Origin of the sequence: Agromyces sp. Marseille-Q5079 (assembly GCF_051016555.1) — a bacterium.
Taxonomy (GTDB): Bacteria; Actinomycetota; Actinomycetes; order Actinomycetales; family Microbacteriaceae; genus Agromyces.
Map to the genome: position 1 here is coordinate 128,392 of NZ_JBPEJF010000004.1, position 16,359 is coordinate 144,750.

The window sequence follows — 16,359 nt, forward strand, 5'->3', positions numbered from 1 at the left end:
ATGGCGCTCGGCGCGCTTCCCGACTACCCGTGGGAGAGCATGGCCCCGTACGCGGCGCGCGCGAAGCAGCACGCCGACGGCATCGTCGACCTCTCCATCGGCTCGCCCGTCGATGAGACTCCGCCGATCATCCGCGAGGCCCTGTCCGCCGCGACCGATGCGCACGCCTACCCGCAGACCGTCGGAACGCCCGAACTGCGACGCGCCATCGTCGAGTGGTTCGAGCGGCGCCGGGGCGTCGTCGGCACCGGACTGAGCGAACGCAACGTGCTGCCGACCATCGGCTCGAAGGAGCTCGTCGCGCTCCTTCCGCTGATGCTCGGCGTCGGCGAGGGCGATGTCGTCGTGCATCCCCGTGCGGCCTACCCGACCTACGCCATCGGCGCGGCCATCGCCGGTGCCGAGGCGTTCGCGTCCGACGATCCGGCCGAATGGCCCGCGGCGACGAAGCTCGTCTGGCTCAACAGCCCCGGAAACCCCGACGGCCGCGTCCTCGACCTCGACGAGTTGCGTGCGGCGCAGGCCCGGGCGCGCGAGCTCGACGCCGTCATCGTGAGCGACGAGTGCTACGCCGAGCTCGGCTGGGACGCCCCGTGGAGCACCGAGCCGGTGCCGAGCATCCTCGATCCCCGCGTGAGCGGCGAGGACCGCCGTGGCACGCTCGCCGTCTACTCGCTCAGCAAGCAGTCGAACATGGCCGGGTACCGCGCCGCGTTCATCGCCGGCTGCGGGCTGCTCATCGAGCGGCTGACGACCGTGCGCAAGCACGCGGGCCTCATGGTGCCCGCGCCGCTCCAAGCGGCGATGACGGTCGCGCTCGGCGACGACGCCCACGTCGCGCACCAGAAGGAGCTGTACCGCGCCCGGCGAGACGTGCTGCGCCCTGCGCTCGAGGCGGCCGGTTTCCGCATCGACCGCAGCGAGGCGGGCCTGTACCTGTGGGCGACCGAGGGCCGAGACGCCTGGGACTCGATCGACCGCCTCGCCGAGCTGGGCATCCTGGCCGGCCCCGGGCACTTCTACGGCGAGCACCACCCGCAGCACGTGCGGTTCTCGTTGACCGCGACCGATGAGCGCATCGAGGCCGCTGCACGCCGCCTCGCGGCATCCGTCGCCTGACCCCGATTGTCCATCCCCTCAAGACACGGACGGATGTCTTGGCGGATGCAACAGTGTGCCCGGAGCGCGTCTAGGCTGTATCCCGGACCGCGGCCGAACGGAGCTGCGGTGCGGAAAGCAGGTGACCGCACTTGACGATCACAGGAGGCGCCGTGAGCGACGTCGTGAACAATGCCGAAGGCCAGAAGCCCCTTCAGGCGACCTTGAACTTCCCCGGTGGCACCGCGGAGTTCCCGATCCGCCCCGCCGTCGACGGCGCGGCGAGCCTCGACCTGTCGACGCTGACGCGACAGACCGGACTCACCGCACTCGACTACGGGTTCGTGAACACCGCGTCGACCCAGTCCGAGATCACGTACATCGACGGCAACCAGGGCATCCTGCGCTACCGCGGGTACCCGATCGAGCAGCTGGCCGAGAACTCGACGTACCTCGAAGTCGCATGGCTGCTCATCTACGGGTCGCTGCCGACCGCAGACGAGCTGGGCGAGTTCGACGAGAAGATCCGCCGGCACACGCTGCTGCACGAGGACCTCAAGCGGTTCTTCTCGGCGCTGCCGCACACGGCCCACCCGATGTCGGTGCTCTCGAGCGCCGTGTCCGCGCTGTCGACCTACTACGAGGGTTCCGACCCCGACGACGTCGAGCTCACCATGATCCGCCTGCTCGCGAAGCTCCCGGTCATCGCCGCGTACGCGCACAAGAAGAGCCTCGGCCAGGCGTTCCTGTACCCCGACAACTCGCTGAGCTTCGTCGACAACTTCCTGCGCCTGAACTTCGGCAACATGGCCGAGCCGTACCAGATCGACCCCACGCTGTCGAAGGCGCTCGACCGCCTGCTGATCCTGCACGAGGACCACGAGCAGAACGCGTCGACCTCGACCGTGCGTCTCGTCGGCTCCACCGGTGCGAACCTGTACTCGTCGATCTCGGCCGGCATCCAGGCGCTTTCGGGCCCGCTGCACGGCGGCGCCAACGAGGCCGTGCTGCAGATGCTCGCGCAGATCCGCGACTCCGGCGAGGGCGTCGACAAGTTCGTCGAGCGCGTGAAGCGCAAGGAGGACGGCGTCAAGCTCATGGGCTTCGGGCACCGCGTCTACAAGAACTACGACCCGCGCGCGACGATCGTCAAGCAGTCGGCCGACGAGGTGCTCGCCGGTCTCGGCGTGGCCGACCCGCTGCTCGACATCGCCAAGGAGCTCGAGCAGTTCGCCCTGCAGGACGACTACTTCAAGGAACGTCGCCTCTACCCGAACGTCGACTTCTACACCGGCGTGATCTACAAGGCGATGGGCTTCCCGACGCGCATGTTCACCGTGCTCTTCGCGATCGGCCGCCTCCCCGGCTGGATGGCCCACTGGCGCGAGATGAACCTCGACCCCCAGACCAAGATCGGCCGCCCGCAGCAGCTCTACGTGGGCGAGGCCGAGCGGCGCTACCCGGGCATCTGACCCGTGCGGCGGTGCCCGAGCGCCCGCCATCGAACGGCCCGAAGGGGGCGCCACCGACGGTGGCGCCCCCTTCGGCGTGCGGCCGGCGCCTACTCGGCGGCCGGCGCCTCGCTCGGCACCGCGCTCGAGGGCGTGACGCCGGCCGCGGGAAGCAGGTCGAGCGTGTCCGTCGCGGCATCGCGCACCGCGTCGAGGGTGAACGCCCAGGGCCGCGTCTTCCCGTGCTGCCAGAGCGGGGCCTGGTCGACGTAGTTCGGGTGGAACGCGTGACCGGATGCGCCGGTGAGGTTGATCCACGTGGACGCGTCGAAGTCGTGCAGGTCGACGACCATGCGCATCGACGGCACCCAGTCGACCCCGTATCCCACGCTGGTGTCCCAGCCGATCGCGTTGACGATCGAGGAGCCGCCGCCGAGCTCGAACGGGCCGCGGTTGAAGAGCCACTCGATCGGGGCGATGCCCGACGTGCCGAAGCTCTGGTTGGTGAGCGTGAGCGTGTGCAGTCGGCCCCAGCGCCAGGCGTCGGCGTCGCTGCCCATGCGGCTCGTCGCCTCGGTCCACGCGGCGTCGAGGGCGTGGGCGATCATCGCGTCGCGACCCGAGACGCCGAGCTCCTCGTTCGTCCACCACGTGGCGTCGGGTTCGGCGAGCAAGGTGCCGACGACGCTGAACCAGCGGTCGCCGCCGGTGGGCTGCGTCTCTTCCGGCAGCGCCGAGAACATGTCCGCGAGCAGGGTGCGCCAGAACACGGCGAAGTACGCCGCCCCCGCGCTGTCGACGTCGTCGCGAGCATCCCATGCGGCGAGCAGTTCGGCGCCGCGTGCGGCGTCGCCCGAGAGGTCGAGCTCGGCGATCACCGGCAGGAAGGCGGCGGCGTTCGCATCGCCCGTGTCGAGCTGGATGTCGGAGAGGTCGGCGGCCGTGAGCTTCTCGCCGGCGTCGATCTTCTCCTTCAGCAGGCGTTCGATGCCCGCCGCGCGGTATCCGTAGTCCCAGTCGGCCGTGAGGAACGGGCCGTCGTGGGTCACGGCGTTGTTCGCGGTGACGATGTAGCCGCGCTCGGGGTTCAGGACGTTCGGCATGTCGTCGAAGGCGACCTCGTCGCGCCACCCGACGTCGTTCGTCCATCCGGGCTGCGGCAGGGTGCCGTCGCCGACCTTGCGGATCGGCACGGTTCCGGGCGCCTGGTATCCGATGTTGCCGTCGACATCGGCGTAGACGAGGTTCTGGGCGGGCACGTCGAAGAGGGACGCCGCCTTGCGGAACGCGTCCCAGTCGCCGGCACGGTCGAGGGCGAAGATCGACGCGGCGGTGGTGCCGGGCGTGAGCGCGGTCCACTGCAGTGAGAGCGCGTAGTCGCCCTCCGGCTGGCCGGATGCCACGGGATATCCTTCGGCGACCGCCGCGAAGTCGTCGCCGATGCCCGACACGATGGGGCCGCGACCGGTCGAACGCACGGTGATGGTCACGGGAGCGCCGCCGGCGACCTCGATCGTCTCCTCGCGCTCGATCAGCGGCACCTGGGCGCCGTCGAGCTCGTACGTGTCGCCCGTGATGCGTTCGAGGTAGAGGTCGGCGACGTCGGGGCCGAGGTTGGTGAATCCCCACGCGATGCGGTCGTTGTGGCCGATGATCACCCCGGGCAGACCCGCGAAGGTGTAGCCGGCCACGTCGAACGCGCAGGTCTCGGTGATCTCGGCGCAGTGCAGGCCCATCTGCGCCCAGATCGACGGCAGGGCGGGCCCGAGGTGCGGATCGTTGGCGAGCAGGGGCAGGCCCGACTCCGTGAGCGATCCGCCCACCACCCAGGAATTGGAGCCGATGTCGTTGCCCTCGGGCCCGAGGAGGGCGGGGATCCGGTCGAGCGTGTCGCGCAGCGACGAGAGCGCGGCGACGTAGGCGGTCGAGGCATCCGACTCGGTCGAGGCGCCGGATGCGGCATCCGGGGCCTCGGGCAGGGACGTCACCTCGGTCGAGGCCGGGGCGGATGCCGCGGGCGTGCCCCCGAGGATGGTCGGCGCGGTCGACCAGTCGAAGTCGGGGTGCAGTCGGGCGACCTCGTCGGCGGGCAGCGCCGTGGCGAGGAGTGCCCGGTCGATCTCGTCGCCGAGGTTGGAGCGGAGGTCCCATGCCATGGCCTTGAGCCAGGCGATCGAGTCGACCGGGGTCCAGGGCTCGGGGGAGTAGCCGGGGTTCTGGAGCCCGAGCACGGCGTACTCGAGCGAGAGCTCGGCGCCGCTGCGCTGGTCGAGGTAGGCGTTCACGCCGGCGGCGTAGGCCTCGTAGTAGGCGCGCGAGGTCTCGTCGAGGCCGTCGTACTCCTGCTCGGCGATGCCGCGCCAGTCGAGTGTGCGGATGAACGTGTCGGTGCCCACCTGCGACGAGCCGAAGAGCTCGGCGAGGCGCCCGGCGGTGACGTGGCGGCGGAAGTCCATCTCCCAGAAGCGGTCCTGCGCGTGCACGTACCCCTGGGCGAAGAAGAGGTCGTGGTCGTTGTCGGCGACGAGCTGGGGGATGCCGGCGTCGTCGCGGTACACGGACACCGATGAGATGAGGCCCGGCGCGTCGACGCGACCGCTCGTCGTGGGGAACGAGCGCTGCACGGTCCACCATCCGACGCCGGCTGCCGCGATGACGAGCAGCAGGACGATGGCGAGGAGCCACGTGAGCGCTCTCAGCCAGCTGTGGTGTCGGGTTCGGGGTGCGTCGGTGCCCACGTCACTCCTTCGTGATCGCCCATGACGACGGCCGCCACTCGGCGACCTGAGGCACCACTGTAATCGAGTGCGCGAGCGGGGGAGGACTCAGGCGTGGAGGGCGGTGTTGAGCTTCACGCCGTGGCCGTCGCGGGAGAGCACCTCGACCCGGCCATTGAGCGAATTGCGGCGGAACAGCAGGTTCGGAACCCCCGACAGCTCGACCGCCTTCACGGTGCGCGCCTCGGCGTCGCCGAGCAGTGCGACCTTCGTGCCCGCCGTCACGTAGAGGCCCGCCTCGACCACCGAGTCGTCGCCGATGGAGATGCCGATGCCCGAGTTCGCACCGAGCAGCGCCCGCTCGCCGATGGTCACGCGCTGGGTGCCCCCACCCGAGAGCGTGCCCATGATCGAGGCGCCGCCGCCGATGTCGGACCCGTCGCCCACGACGACGCCCTGCGAGACGCGCCCCTCGATCATCGACGTGCCCAGGGTGCCGGCGTTGAAGTTCACGAAGCCCTCGTGCATGACGGTGGTGCCCGGTGCGAGGTGCGCGCCGAGGCGCACGCGCGAGGCATCGGCGATGCGCACGCGCTCGGGGGTGACGTAGTCGAGCAGGCGCGGGAACTTGTCGAGCCCGGTCGCGTGGATGCCGGCGCGCTGCAGCGCGGGCCGCAGCCGGTCGAAGTCGGCCGGATGCACCGGGCCGGCGTTGGTCCAGACGACGGCCGGGAGGTGCCCGAAGACGCCGTCGAGGTTGATCGTGTTCGGGGCGACGACCAGGTGCGAGAGCAGGTGCAGGCGAAGGTACGCGTCGGCGGTGCCCGCGGGCGCCGCGTCGAGGTCGATCGTGAGCTCGACCACCTCGACCCGCACGTTGCGGCGGGCGTCCTCGCCCGCGAGCGCGCTGTGCTCTGCGGCGAGCGGCGTCGCCTCGTCGCCGAGGATCGGCGCCGGGAACCAGGCGTCGAGCACGGTGCCGTCGCCGGCGATGGTCGTGAGGCCGGCGGCGGCGGCGGTGCGGGCGGGGCTGGGGGCGGCGTCGTTCGCAGGCATGGTTCAAGGGTAGCGATGCGGCCCGGCGGATGACGCGGCGCGTCGCTTCCGTAGAATCGGGGAATGCCCGCTGAGACCGCCAAGACGCCCCCCGCGCTCGACCCGACCGCCGACTCCGTCACGCTCACGAGGGCGATCTGCGACATCCCGAGCGTGTCGGGCGATGAGACGGTGCTGGCCGACCTCGTCGAGCGGGCGCTCGCCGCGGCATCCCACCTCGAGCTCCACCGAGACGGCGACACGATCGTCGCGCGCACGAATCTGGGGCGCGAGCGCCGCGTCGTGATCGCCGGGCACCTGGACACCGTGCCGATCAACGGCAACGTGCCGACCCGGTTCGAGACCGATGGCGGCGTCGACTACCTCTGGGGGCGCGGCACGACCGACATGAAGGGCGGCGTCGCGGTCGCGCTGAAGCTCGCGGTCGAGCTCGCCGAACCCGTCTACGACGTCACGTGGATGTTCTACGACCACGAAGAGGTGCAGGCCGACCTCAACGGGCTCAAGCGCCTCGCCGAGACGCGGCCCGACCTGTTCGTCGCCGACTTCGCGATCCTCGGCGAATCCTCCAATGGGCAGGTCGAGGGCGGATGCAACGGCACGCTCCGCGTCGAGCTGCGCGCCACGGGCACCCGGTCGCACACCTCGCGGCCGTGGATGGGCGTCAACGCGATCCACGCGCTCGCCCCGGCGCTCGAGCGGCTGGCGGCCTTCGAGGCCGAGACCGTGGAGGTCGAGGGGCTGGCCTATCGCGAGGGGCTCAGCGCCGTCGGCATCCGCGGGGGAGTGGCCGGCAACGTCGTGCCCGACGAGGCCGTGCTCACGGTCAACTACCGGTTCGCGCCGAGCCGCTCGGTCGACGAGGCGATCGAGGCCATGCGCGAGCTGTTCCCCGAGTACGAGCTGACGGTGACGGATGCCTCGGCCGGCGCCCGCCCCGGGCTCGACGACCCGTTCGTGCAGGGGTTCCTCGCGGCGGTCGGCGCCGAGGCGCGGCCCAAGTACGGGTGGACGGATGTCGCGCGCTTCAGCGCCCTCGGCGTGCCCGCGGTGAACTACGGACCCGGTGACCCGAGCCTCGCGCACACCGACGACGAGCGCGTGCGCCTCGACGCGATCGTCGCGTGCGAGGTGGGCCTGCGGTCGTGGTTGACCGGCGCGTGATGCCGGCATGACCGACGTGAACGCCGCGGCGCACGAGCAGCCCGACCGCGAGGCCGCGCTCGACGCCCAGCCGCCGGCAGAACACGAATCCGGGGTGCGCGAACCGGACCCCTTCCGCGCCACCCGCTGGTCGCCGCGCGTGCGCTGGCGCGTCTCGCCGTGGTGGCTGCGCGTCCTGCTCGTCTACGCGGGTGCGCGCGCGATCACGACGGTGTTCGTGCTGACCCTCGCGAGCGTGCAGGGCGCGAACCCGTGGACGGGCGCAAGGCCCGGCTACTTCGAGTTCGCGAACATGTGGGACGCCCGCTGGTACCAGATCATCCAGCTCGCCGGGTACCCGAGCCTGCTGCCGCTCACGCCCGACGGGCACACCGCCGAGAACGCCTGGGCGTTCATGCCGGTCTACCCGGCCCTCGTCGGCGCGCTGACGTGGCTGGCGATCCCGTGGAACATCGCCTCCGTGGTGGTCTCGCTCGCCGCGGGCCTCGGCGCCGCACTCGTGTTCCACCGCCTCATGTCGCGCTTCCTCGCCCCCGATCGGGCGATGTTCGCCGTCGTGCTGTTCTGCGTCGCGCCGGTCGCGCCGATCATGCAGTTCGGGTACGCCGAGGCGCTCGGGTACCTCCTGCTCGCCACGGCGCTCCTGCTCCTCGTCGATCGCCGCTACGGCTGGCTGTTCCCCGTGATCGCGGTCTGGTCGTTCACGAGGCCAGGCGCGCTGGCGTTCGCGCTCACGCTCGGCCTGCACTGGCTCTGGCGGTGGTGGCGCCGACGCGAGGAGCCGTTCCCGGTGCGCGAACGCGTGCTCGCGGCATCCGCCACGGTCTTCACCGTGGTCTGCGGCTTCGGGTGGTTGCTCGTGGCCGGGGCCGTCACCGGGAACCTGCACGCCTACACCGACACCGAGCTCGCGTGGCGCGCCGCGTACATCGGGTACGGCGAGCTCGTGCCGTTCACGGCCTGGTTCCAGTCGGGCGGATGGTGGCTCGGACAGCCGCTCGGCACGATCGCGGTCGCGGCGCTCATCCTCGCGTTCACGCTCGTGCTCCTCTCGCCCGCGGTGCGCCGCCTCGGCATCGAGATCCGCCTCTGGTCGGCGAGCTACGCGCTGTACCTGCTCGCCGTGTTCTTCCCGCAGTCGAGCGTGTTCCGAATCGCGTCGCCCCTGTTCCCACTGCTGGGCGCCGCCGCGATCCCTCGCGCCCGCTGGTACCGCTGGAGCCTGGTGATCGTGTTCCTGGCGCTGCAGGTGGGCTGGCTGCTCATCTGCTGGGGCATCGACGGTCGCGACTGGACGCCGCCGTGATCGTGGCTCCGATCGCGTCCGGGCGCGCTCCGCATGCCGCCGTATGGCCTCCCGGGTCGCTCGATGTCGTCCACAGCCTCACGGCGATTTCTCAGGAGTGCTTCCGATGACCGATAATGGAATGAGACAGCCACGAAAGGGGTAGCTCAATGGCGGCCATGAAGCCACGCACCGGAGACGGGCCTATGGAGGCTGTGAAGGAGGGTCGTCTGATCATCGTGCGGGTACCGCTCGAGGGCGGCGGTCGCCTTGTCGTCTCGGTCAACGACGCTGAGGCCAAGGAGCTCTACGACGTGCTCGGCGGCGTCGTCAACCCGGCCTGATCAGTTCCATAGGTTTCGAGCCGAGCCCGCAGTGCGGTGCTCGGCTCGAGGCATGTCCGGCGGTCCGCCTGCACTGACGGGGGCGGGCCGGCCACGGGCGCGAAGGGCGGATGCCGCGTGCCGACGTGTCGCTGCCGTCGAGGCCCGTGGCTCCAGACCCGTGGCTCCAGACCCGAGGCCCGAGTGCCGATCGCGAAGGGTCGGCCGCTGAGCAGTGGGCTGCGTGTCGAGTCTCGCGTACGCCTCAGGCGCCGAGCTTGACGATCTGCAGCAGGCCCTCGCCGGCGGGGGAGACCGCCGTCGCGACCGCGGGCGAGGCCGCGAGTTCGGAGATGAGCGCGCGGTACGCGGTCGCCTGCTCGTCGCGCCGGGCGGGGTCGGCCACGCGCCCGCGCCAGAGCGCGCGCGCCACGAGCACGGAGCCGTTGGGCTTGGCCAGGCGCAGGCCGTGCTCGACGTACTCGATGACGAGGGTCGGGTCGGCGTCGATCACGACGAGGTCGTAGGAGTTCTCGTTCATGCGGGGCAGCACCTCGCTGGCGCGCCCGGCGATGAGGCGCACGCGGGCGGCGGCGATGCCGGCGTCGGCGAAGTTCTCGCGGGCGGCCTGAAGGTACTCGTTCTCGGTGTCGATGGAGGTCAGCAGCGCACCACGGGCGGCCTGCAGCATCCAGAGGCCCGAGACGCCCACGCCGGTGCCGATCTCGATGATCGACTCGGCCCGCGCTGCCGCGGCCAGGACCGCGAGTTGCGCGCCCACCGCGGGGGAGACGGGGTCGATGCCGAGCTCGATGGACTGCTGGCGCGCACGGGCGACCGCGTCGGTCTCGACGACGGATTCGTCGACGTACTTCCAGTTCAGGTCACGTTCGGACACGATTCGGCTCCCGGCACTCTCTCAGCTCCCAAGCCTACGGCCCGGCCCGCATGTGATTTGCACGCCTCGCCGCCGACTATCCTGTAGGGGTGTTCGGTCTGACGTTCGAGAAACTCCTCATCATCGGGGTGATCGCCGTCTTCCTGCTCGGGCCCGAACGCCTGCCGCACTACGCGGCTCAGCTCGGCCGGTTCGTCCGGTCCGTCCGCGATTTCGCCAACGGGGCGAAGGACCGCATGCGCGAGGAGATGGGCCCCGAGTTCGACGAGGTCGACTGGCAGAAGCTCGACCCCCGCCAGTACGACCCGCGCCGCATCATCCGCGACGCCCTGAGCGACGCCGACCCGTTCACCGAGCCGGCCGCGACCGCACCGGTCGTGGCGCGCGCCGGCGTGAACGAGAACTCCGCCTACCTGCAGCGCAAGCGCAAGCGCGAGGCCCTCGGCACGGGCGAGCAGGCGCCGTTCGACTCCGAGGCGACCTAGCCCGGTCCAGGTCGCGGTGACACGGCCCCGCTCCACGTCGAGCGGCCGACCCGTTGCATCCGTGCAGGAGAGGCGGCATCCGCCCTGTCAGCGGGGACGCCGCCTGATCTCCTGCACCGTGCACCGTGCACCGTGCACCGCGCACCGCGCACCGTGCACCGTGCACCGTGCACCGCGCACCGCGCGCCAAGCACCGCGCACCGCGCGCCAAGCACCGCGCGCCCTGCACCCTGCACACCCTGCACCACGGCATCCGAGCGGCGCAGCGCGTCGCCGGCGTGCAGGGCGGATGCCGCAGCACGGGCGTCAGGCGCGTCGGATCGCCTTCAGCGACTGCGCGACGAGGGTCATGACCGGCACGAGCGTGCGGTACTCCGACGCGGTGCGCGGGAGCGGGATCAGGCCCGTCGACCGCGACACGGTGACCGGCTCGACGAAGCGCATCAGCCCCTCGGTGCCGTTGCGACGGCCGACCCCCGACTGCTTGACGCCGCCCATGGGCGCGGCGACCGCCGAGAACGAGCCGCGATAGCCCTCGTTGATGTTGATGCTGCCGGCCTCGAGCTGGTCGGCGACCCGCGAGGCGTGCTTCAGCGAACCCGAGAAGATCGACGCGTTCAGGCCGTACTGGCTGCGATTGGCGGCGCTGATCGCCTGGGCGTCGTCGTCGACGAGGTAGAGCGAGGCGATGGCGCCGAAGGTCTCCTCGGCGAACACGGTCATCTCGGGGGTGACGCCCGTGAGCACGGTCGGCTCGAAGAACCACGGCCCGAGGTCGGGCCGGTGCGTGCCGCCGACGAGCACCGTGGCGCCCTTGGCGACGGCGTCGTCGAGGTGCGCCTGCACGCGCGCCAGCTGGGCGGCAGTGGTGAGCGAGCCGAAATCGGCGCGGTACTCCAGCTCGGAGCCGAGCACGGCGCCGTTCAGGCGGCTGACGAGTTCCTGCTGGAACGGGCCGGCGACCTTGCGGTCGACGTAGAACCGCTCGACCGAGACGCAGAGCTGGCCCATGGCCGAGAACGCCGCGTGCGCCGCGCCGCGGGCCGCGTCGACCGGGTCGGCGTCGGCGAGCACGAGCAGGGCGTTCTTGCCGCCGAGCTCGAGCGAGGCGCCCACGAGACGTCGCCCGGCCTTCTCGGCGACCTTGCGGCCGGTGGCCGTCGAGCCCGTGAAGCAGATGTAGTCGGCGACGTCGGTCACGGCCTCGCCGACCTCGGCGGCCGTTCCGGTCACGACCGCCCAGAGCGCCTCGGGCACGCCCGCGTCGATGAAGGCGCGGCGCAGGGCGAGGATCGAGAGCGCCCCCTGGTCGTCGGCCTTCTGCACGACGGCGCAGCCGGCCGCGAGGGCGGGCACGACGTCCATGGCGGCGAGGCTCAGGGCGTAGTTCCAGGGCGTGATCACGCCGGCGACGCCCTTCGGCCGGTAGCGCACGCTCGCGGTCAGCACCGTCGGGATGCCGCTGCGTCGGGGACCGCCGCGCAGCACTTGGCGGGCCATGACGGCGTTGTAGCGCGTGACGGATGCCGCCTGGAAGACCTCCTCGAAGGCCTGGCCGCGGGTCTTGCCGCTCTCGAGCTGCACGAGGTCGAGCAGGAGCTCGCGGCGCTCGAGCACGAGGTCGTGCGCCCGCAGCAGCACGCGGCGGCGCTCGGCGAAGCCGGCGCGGGCCCAGGCGAGCTGGGCGATGCGGGCGCGAGCGGTCGCGTCGTGCACGTCTTCGGCGCTCGACTGCGGCAGTGCGTGGAGCGTCTCGCCGGTGGACGGCGTGGGCACCTCGACCGTCGTGTCGCCGGTGGCGACGATCTCGGCGGTGAGGCGGGCGAACAGGTCGGGGGAGGCCAGGGTGGCGCGCATGCGGCACAGTCTAGGACAGTTGACCCACTCTGGTCGGATCGAGGCCCCGGAGCCGATTACACTATGCCTCCATGACCGCACCGGAGCGCCCCCTCTCCCGCGGCGTCATCACCCGCTACGCCATCGGCTCTCTCGGCACCGGCGGGTTCGCGACGCTCCCGGGACTCGTCCTCGTCTTCTACATGACCGACACGCTGGGCGTCACCGCGCTCGCCGCCGGCCTCGTGGTGACCGCGGCGAAGGTGTGGGACGTCGTCATCGACCCGTGGATCGGCGAGCACAGCGACCGCGCCCTCGCCAGAACCGGCTCGCGCCGCACGTGGATGCGCGTCGGCGCGCTCGCGCTGCCGATCGGCTTCGTGCTCACGTTCGCCGTGCCGGCCGGTCTCGGCTCCGCGGCATCCGGGGTCTGGGTCTTCCTCGCGTTCCTCGCGACCGCCACCGCCTTCAGCCTGTTCCAGGTGCCCTACATCGCCCTGCCCGCCGAGCTCACGCCCGACTACGACGCCCGCACCAGGCTGCTGTCGTGGCGCGTGGTCGTGCTGAGCCTCGCGATCCTGCTCTTCGGCGCCGGCGGGCCGGTGCTCCGCCGCATGGGCGGCGACGACGAGGCCGTCGGCTACCTCGTGATGGCCGTCGTCGCCGGCCTCGTGATCGGGGCGGGCATGCTCGTCGCCGTCACGACCGCCCCGCGCGGCCTCCCCGGCGTCGAGGCGCCGCGGCTCGGCATCCGATCGGCCTATGCCGAGGGCTTCGCGGCCCTGCGTCGCAGTGCGCCGTTCCGCACGCTGCTCGCGACGTTCGTGCTGCAGGGCCTCGCGACCGGCGTCATGCTCGCCGGCGCGAACTACGTGGCCGTGTGGGTGCTGCACAGCGAAGACGCGCTGACCCTGCTCTTCGTCGCGCTCATCGCGCCCGCGGTGCTCTGCGCGCCCCTGTGGAGCCGCATCTCGCGCCGCACCGGCAAGGAGCGCGCGTTCCAATGGGCGAGCCTGCTGTTCGCGCTCGCCGCGCTCAGCCTCGTCGGCATGATCTGGGCGCCCGGCGCCTGGGTGTACCTGCCCGTCGCACTGGCCGGTGCCGCATACGCCGGAATGCAGACGCTGCCCATGGCGATGCTGCCCGATGTCATCTCGCACGACGCCCGCGAGCATGGCGAGAGCCGCGCGGGCAGCTTCGGCGGCGTCTGGACGGCGGGCGAGACCGCCGGCATGGCCCTCGGCGCGACCGTGCTCACGATCGTGCTCGCGATGACCGGATACCTCGAGTCCACCGGCTCGACCGTCGTCGAGCAGCCCGCGGCGGCCGTCGCCGGCATCGCCGTGAGCTTCAGCGCCCTGCCCGCGCTCCTCGTGTTCCTCAGCCTCGTGCCGCTCGCCCGCTACAGCCTGCGCCGGCACGACATCGTGGCGGATGCCGCGAGTGCCGCCCCGGGCGACACCTCGGCCGGAACGCCGCCGACGCCCGCCGCGAGCGCCGAGCCCGCCGGGCCCGCACCCGCGAACGACCCCCAGGAGACGGTGTGACCATGAACGACTTCCGACGCGACCCCGCCGAGGTGCTCGCCGAACTCGAACGCCTCCGCAAGGGCGACGCGCCGACGCATGGCGGCCGCGTGCTGTCGTACGTGTACGACTCGGGCGTGGCCGAGCTCGACGAGCTCGCCGCTGCGGCGGCCCGACTCGTGCAGCCGGTGAACGGACTGGACCCGACCACGTTCACCTCCGTCGCGGCCATGGAGGCCGGCGTCGTCGGGTTCGCCCGCCACGTCTTCCACGGCGAGGCGCACGACCGTGCCGACGAGCACGCGGACTCCGGCCCCGACCGGGCGGAGGTCGTCGTCGGCACCGTCACCTCGGGCGGCACCGAGAGCTGCCTGCTCGCCGTGAAGACGGCCCGTGACGCCTGGCGTGCGGCACGGGCGGGCACCCCGCGGATGCCGCGCATCGTCGCCCCGATCACCGTGCACGCCGCGTTCCACAAGGCCGCCGAGTACTTCGGGCTCGTGCTCGACCTCGTGCCCGTCGATCCCGAGACCGGCACGCTCGCGGCATCCGCCATCACCGATCGCCTCGGCGACGACGTCGCCCTCGTGGTGGTGTCCGCGCCGTCGTACCCGTTCGCGGGGCTCGACCCGATCGCCGACGTCGCCGACGCCTGCCGTCGGCGGGGCATCGCCGTGCACGTGGACGCCTGCATCGGCGGGTTCGCCCTCGCCTTCTGGCCCGACGCGCTGCCCGCCTGGGACTTCGCGGTGCCCGGCGTCACGAGCCTCTCGGCCGACCTGCACAAGTACGGCTACGCGCCGAAGGGCGTCTCGGTGCTCCTCACGCGGGGTCGCGATCGCCAGCGCCACCAGTACTTCCGCACGACCGAGTGGCCCGGCTACCCCGTCGTGAACCCCACCATGACCGGGTCCAAGCCCGCGGGGCCGCTCGCGGCCGCCTGGGCGATCACGGAGGTCCTCGGAGAGCACGGCTTCGCCGCGCTCTCGGCGAAGACCGCGCGGGCCACCGCAGCCCTGCGCGAGACGGTCGACGGCATCGAGGGACTGCGCGTCGTCGGACGTCCCACCGGGCCGCTGTTCGCCGTCGCCACCGACGAATCGGTCCCCGAGCACCTGCGCGTCGACCCGCACCACTGGGCGGATGCCGCGCGCGGCGCCGGCTGGTTCCTGCAGCTGCAGCCGGGCCTCGTGCAGTCCGACGGCACGCGCCTGCCGCACACGACCCACCTCACGATCACGCCCGTCACCGACGACGTGGTGCCCGAGCTCGCCGACGCGCTCGTCACCGCGGCCGACGCCGTGCGCGGGGTCCCGAAGGTCGACGGCGCGCTCGTGCTCGCCGGGCTCGCCGACGCGGTGCCCGGCGGCATCGAGCCGCTGCTCGCGGCATCCGGCGGCATCGACTCCGACACCGCGGCCGGCCTGCTCGGCGCCATCGGGCTCCTGGGCGACGAGAGCGGCGGCCTCCCGGCGCAGATGGCGCCCGTGCTCGCGCTCGTCGAGGCGCTGCCGTCGGAGCTGACCGGCCGGCTGCTCGTCGAGCTGCTCGCCCGGGTCGTCGAGCCGAAGGGGTAGGTCGAGCGGGCGGAGCAGGCGGTCGCGTCAGCTCGAGGGCAGCCCGCACCGCTCGGTGAAGTAGGTGAACAGGTCCTGCTTCAGCGAGGCCGCGGCGCGCACCTCGTACTGGCCCGACCACCCCTCGCTCGTCGTCATGACGAGCGGCAGGATCGTGCCGCGCTTGTCCTCCGCGCCCGCGTGCGGATCGCAGCGGGCCGGCCGCACGGGGAGCGAGATCGTCGAGGGCTGATCGCCGGCCTCGATGTGCGCCGTCGTGGTCGACCAGTTCAGGCCGTCCTCGGCCGAGAGCAGCGTGGTGCCGAGCACCTGCTCCAGGTCGAGCGATCCGGATGCCGCGCCCGTCGGCTCGACCGCGATGTCGAGCCAGGCGCGGCGATCGACGCCCGAGCCGGTCGACCGGAGGCGGTCGGCCAGGGTGAACGCGGCGACGCGCTCGACCGCCGCCGTGAGGCATCCGAAGTTCTGCAGTCGGGGGAGGGTGTCGTACGGGTCTTCGGCCTCGATCGTGCCGACCGCGGTGCCGCCGCCCTCGGGGTCGACGGTCAACGTGACCTCGGCGGGCCCGGCGTCGCCCTCGCAGCGCGCCGGGGTGAGGTCCATGCGGTACTGCACCGACGTGCCGTCGGGGATGGTGCGAGGCCCGTCGAAGTGGAGGCCGGGCTCGAGGCCCGGCGCGGCGACGTCGAACGACGCGAAGGCGAGCTCGGAGCCCGTGCCGTTGTCGATCTGTACCACGAGCCGCCCGTCGACCACGTCGGTGCGGCTCTGCAGGACGCTCGCGGTGATCCCGTCGGGCAGCGCGGCCGGCGTCGCGGACGCCGTGCCGGGGGCGGCGCCGGTGCAGCCGGTGAGGGTCGCGACGGCACCGAGCAGTGCGGCGGCGGCGAGCACGCGCCAGACGACGGGGCGGGAGCGGGGCGCGCGCGGCATCCGTCTCACC

Annotated in this window: 13 protein-coding genes; 8 read left to right on the top strand and 5 right to left on the bottom strand. The window is 72.2% G+C overall.

The features are described from left to right. A complete protein-coding gene (dapC, locus tag ACR3IO_RS11240) occupies positions 1-1,119 on the top strand; it encodes a succinyldiaminopimelate transaminase (RefSeq protein WP_434071299.1) in 1,119 nt (372 codons plus the stop codon). 164 nt (positions 1,120-1,283) lie between these two features. Continuing rightward, positions 1,284-2,570 carry a citrate synthase gene (locus tag ACR3IO_RS11245; protein ID WP_434071561.1) on the top strand — a complete coding sequence of 429 codons (1,287 nt, stop codon included), beginning with the start codon at positions 1,284-1,286 and terminating at the stop codon, positions 2,568-2,570. 89 nt (positions 2,571-2,659) lie between these two features. Here the strand turns inward: ACR3IO_RS11245 and ACR3IO_RS11250 are convergent, their stop codons facing one another. Both ACR3IO_RS11250 and dapD read right to left on the bottom strand, forming a co-directional pair. Next, positions 2,660-5,287 carry a penicillin acylase family protein gene (locus ACR3IO_RS11250; RefSeq protein ID WP_434071300.1) on the bottom strand — a complete coding sequence of 876 codons (2,628 nt, stop codon included), beginning with the start codon at positions 5,285-5,287 and terminating at the stop codon, positions 2,660-2,662. Positions 5,288-5,374: 87 nt separating this feature from the next. Continuing rightward, positions 5,375-6,322, bottom strand: a complete 948-nt coding sequence (gene dapD / locus ACR3IO_RS11255; protein WP_434071301.1) for a 2,3,4,5-tetrahydropyridine-2,6-dicarboxylate N-succinyltransferase — start codon at positions 6,320-6,322, stop codon at positions 5,375-5,377. Positions 6,323-6,385: 63 nt separating this feature from the next. On the opposite strand from dapD, the gene dapE reads away from it, so the two are divergent. The 3 genes from dapE to ACR3IO_RS11270 all read left to right on the top strand — a co-directional run bounded on the left by dapE (position 6,386) and on the right by ACR3IO_RS11270 (position 9,115). Next, positions 6,386-7,486: a succinyl-diaminopimelate desuccinylase gene (dapE, locus tag ACR3IO_RS11260; RefSeq protein WP_434071302.1), complete on the top strand. Its 1,101-nt coding sequence runs from the start codon at positions 6,386-6,388 to the stop codon at positions 7,484-7,486. 7 nt (positions 7,487-7,493) lie between these two features. Beyond that, entirely contained in the window at positions 7,494-8,792 is a 1,299-nt protein-coding gene (locus ACR3IO_RS11265) for a hypothetical protein (RefSeq protein ID WP_434071303.1), read from the top strand. Between the two features lie 149 nt (positions 8,793-8,941). Then, positions 8,942-9,115, top strand: a complete 174-nt coding sequence (locus ACR3IO_RS11270) for a DUF3117 domain-containing protein (protein WP_067875042.1) — start codon at positions 8,942-8,944, stop codon at positions 9,113-9,115. A 244-nt stretch (positions 9,116-9,359) separates the two neighbouring features. Here ACR3IO_RS11270 and ACR3IO_RS11275 read toward each other — a convergent pair whose 3' ends face one another. Continuing rightward, positions 9,360-9,992, bottom strand: a complete 633-nt coding sequence (locus tag ACR3IO_RS11275; protein ID WP_434071304.1) for an O-methyltransferase — start codon at positions 9,990-9,992, stop codon at positions 9,360-9,362. Positions 9,993-10,081: 89 nt separating this feature from the next. Here ACR3IO_RS11275 and ACR3IO_RS11280 point away from each other — a divergent pair, with 89 nt between their 5' ends. Continuing rightward, positions 10,082-10,477 carry a twin-arginine translocase TatA/TatE family subunit gene (locus ACR3IO_RS11280; protein ID WP_434071305.1) on the top strand — a complete coding sequence of 132 codons (396 nt, stop codon included), beginning with the start codon at positions 10,082-10,084 and terminating at the stop codon, positions 10,475-10,477. A gap of 306 nt (positions 10,478-10,783) precedes the next feature. Here ACR3IO_RS11280 and ACR3IO_RS11285 read toward each other — a convergent pair whose 3' ends face one another. After that, positions 10,784-12,334, bottom strand: coding sequence for a succinic semialdehyde dehydrogenase (locus tag ACR3IO_RS11285; protein WP_434071306.1), 1,551 nt, complete (start codon positions 12,332-12,334; stop codon positions 10,784-10,786). A 71-nt stretch (positions 12,335-12,405) separates the two neighbouring features. On the opposite strand from ACR3IO_RS11285, the gene ACR3IO_RS11290 reads away from it, so the two are divergent. Next, a complete protein-coding gene (locus ACR3IO_RS11290; RefSeq protein WP_434071307.1) occupies positions 12,406-13,860 on the top strand; it encodes an MFS transporter in 1,455 nt (484 codons plus the stop codon). 2 nt (positions 13,861-13,862) lie between these two features. Continuing rightward, positions 13,863-15,416, top strand: coding sequence for a pyridoxal phosphate-dependent decarboxylase family protein (locus tag ACR3IO_RS11295; protein ID WP_434071308.1), 1,554 nt, complete (start codon positions 13,863-13,865; stop codon positions 15,414-15,416). A 27-nt stretch (positions 15,417-15,443) separates the two neighbouring features. On the opposite strand, the gene ACR3IO_RS11300 is transcribed toward ACR3IO_RS11295, so the two are convergent. After that, positions 15,444-16,349, bottom strand: a complete 906-nt coding sequence (locus ACR3IO_RS11300; RefSeq protein ID WP_434071309.1) for a hypothetical protein — start codon at positions 16,347-16,349, stop codon at positions 15,444-15,446. Positions 16,350-16,359 lie beyond the last annotated feature (10 nt).

What these genes read in the sequence shown, in the direction of transcription:
- dapC (WP_434071299.1), top strand. Translation starts at nt 1, where the DNA reads ATGGCGCTCGGCGCGCTTCCCGACTACCCGTGGGAGAGCATGGCCCCG.
- dapD (WP_434071301.1), bottom strand. Translation starts at nt 6,322, where the DNA reads ATGCCTGCGAACGACGCCGCCCCCAGCCCCGCCCGCACCGCCGCCGCC.
- dapE (WP_434071302.1), top strand. Translation starts at nt 6,386, where the DNA reads ATGCCCGCTGAGACCGCCAAGACGCCCCCCGCGCTCGACCCGACCGCC.
- ACR3IO_RS11265 (WP_434071303.1), top strand. Translation starts at nt 7,494, where the DNA reads ATGACCGACGTGAACGCCGCGGCGCACGAGCAGCCCGACCGCGAGGCC.
- ACR3IO_RS11270 (WP_067875042.1), top strand. Translation starts at nt 8,942, where the DNA reads ATGGCGGCCATGAAGCCACGCACCGGAGACGGGCCTATGGAGGCTGTG.
- ACR3IO_RS11285 (WP_434071306.1), bottom strand. Translation starts at nt 12,334, where the DNA reads ATGCGCGCCACCCTGGCCTCCCCCGACCTGTTCGCCCGCCTCACCGCC.
- ACR3IO_RS11290 (WP_434071307.1), top strand. Translation starts at nt 12,406, where the DNA reads ATGACCGCACCGGAGCGCCCCCTCTCCCGCGGCGTCATCACCCGCTAC.
- ACR3IO_RS11295 (WP_434071308.1), top strand. Translation starts at nt 13,863, where the DNA reads ATGAACGACTTCCGACGCGACCCCGCCGAGGTGCTCGCCGAACTCGAA.
- ACR3IO_RS11300 (WP_434071309.1), bottom strand. Translation starts at nt 16,349, where the DNA reads ATGCCGCGCGCGCCCCGCTCCCGCCCCGTCGTCTGGCGCGTGCTCGCC.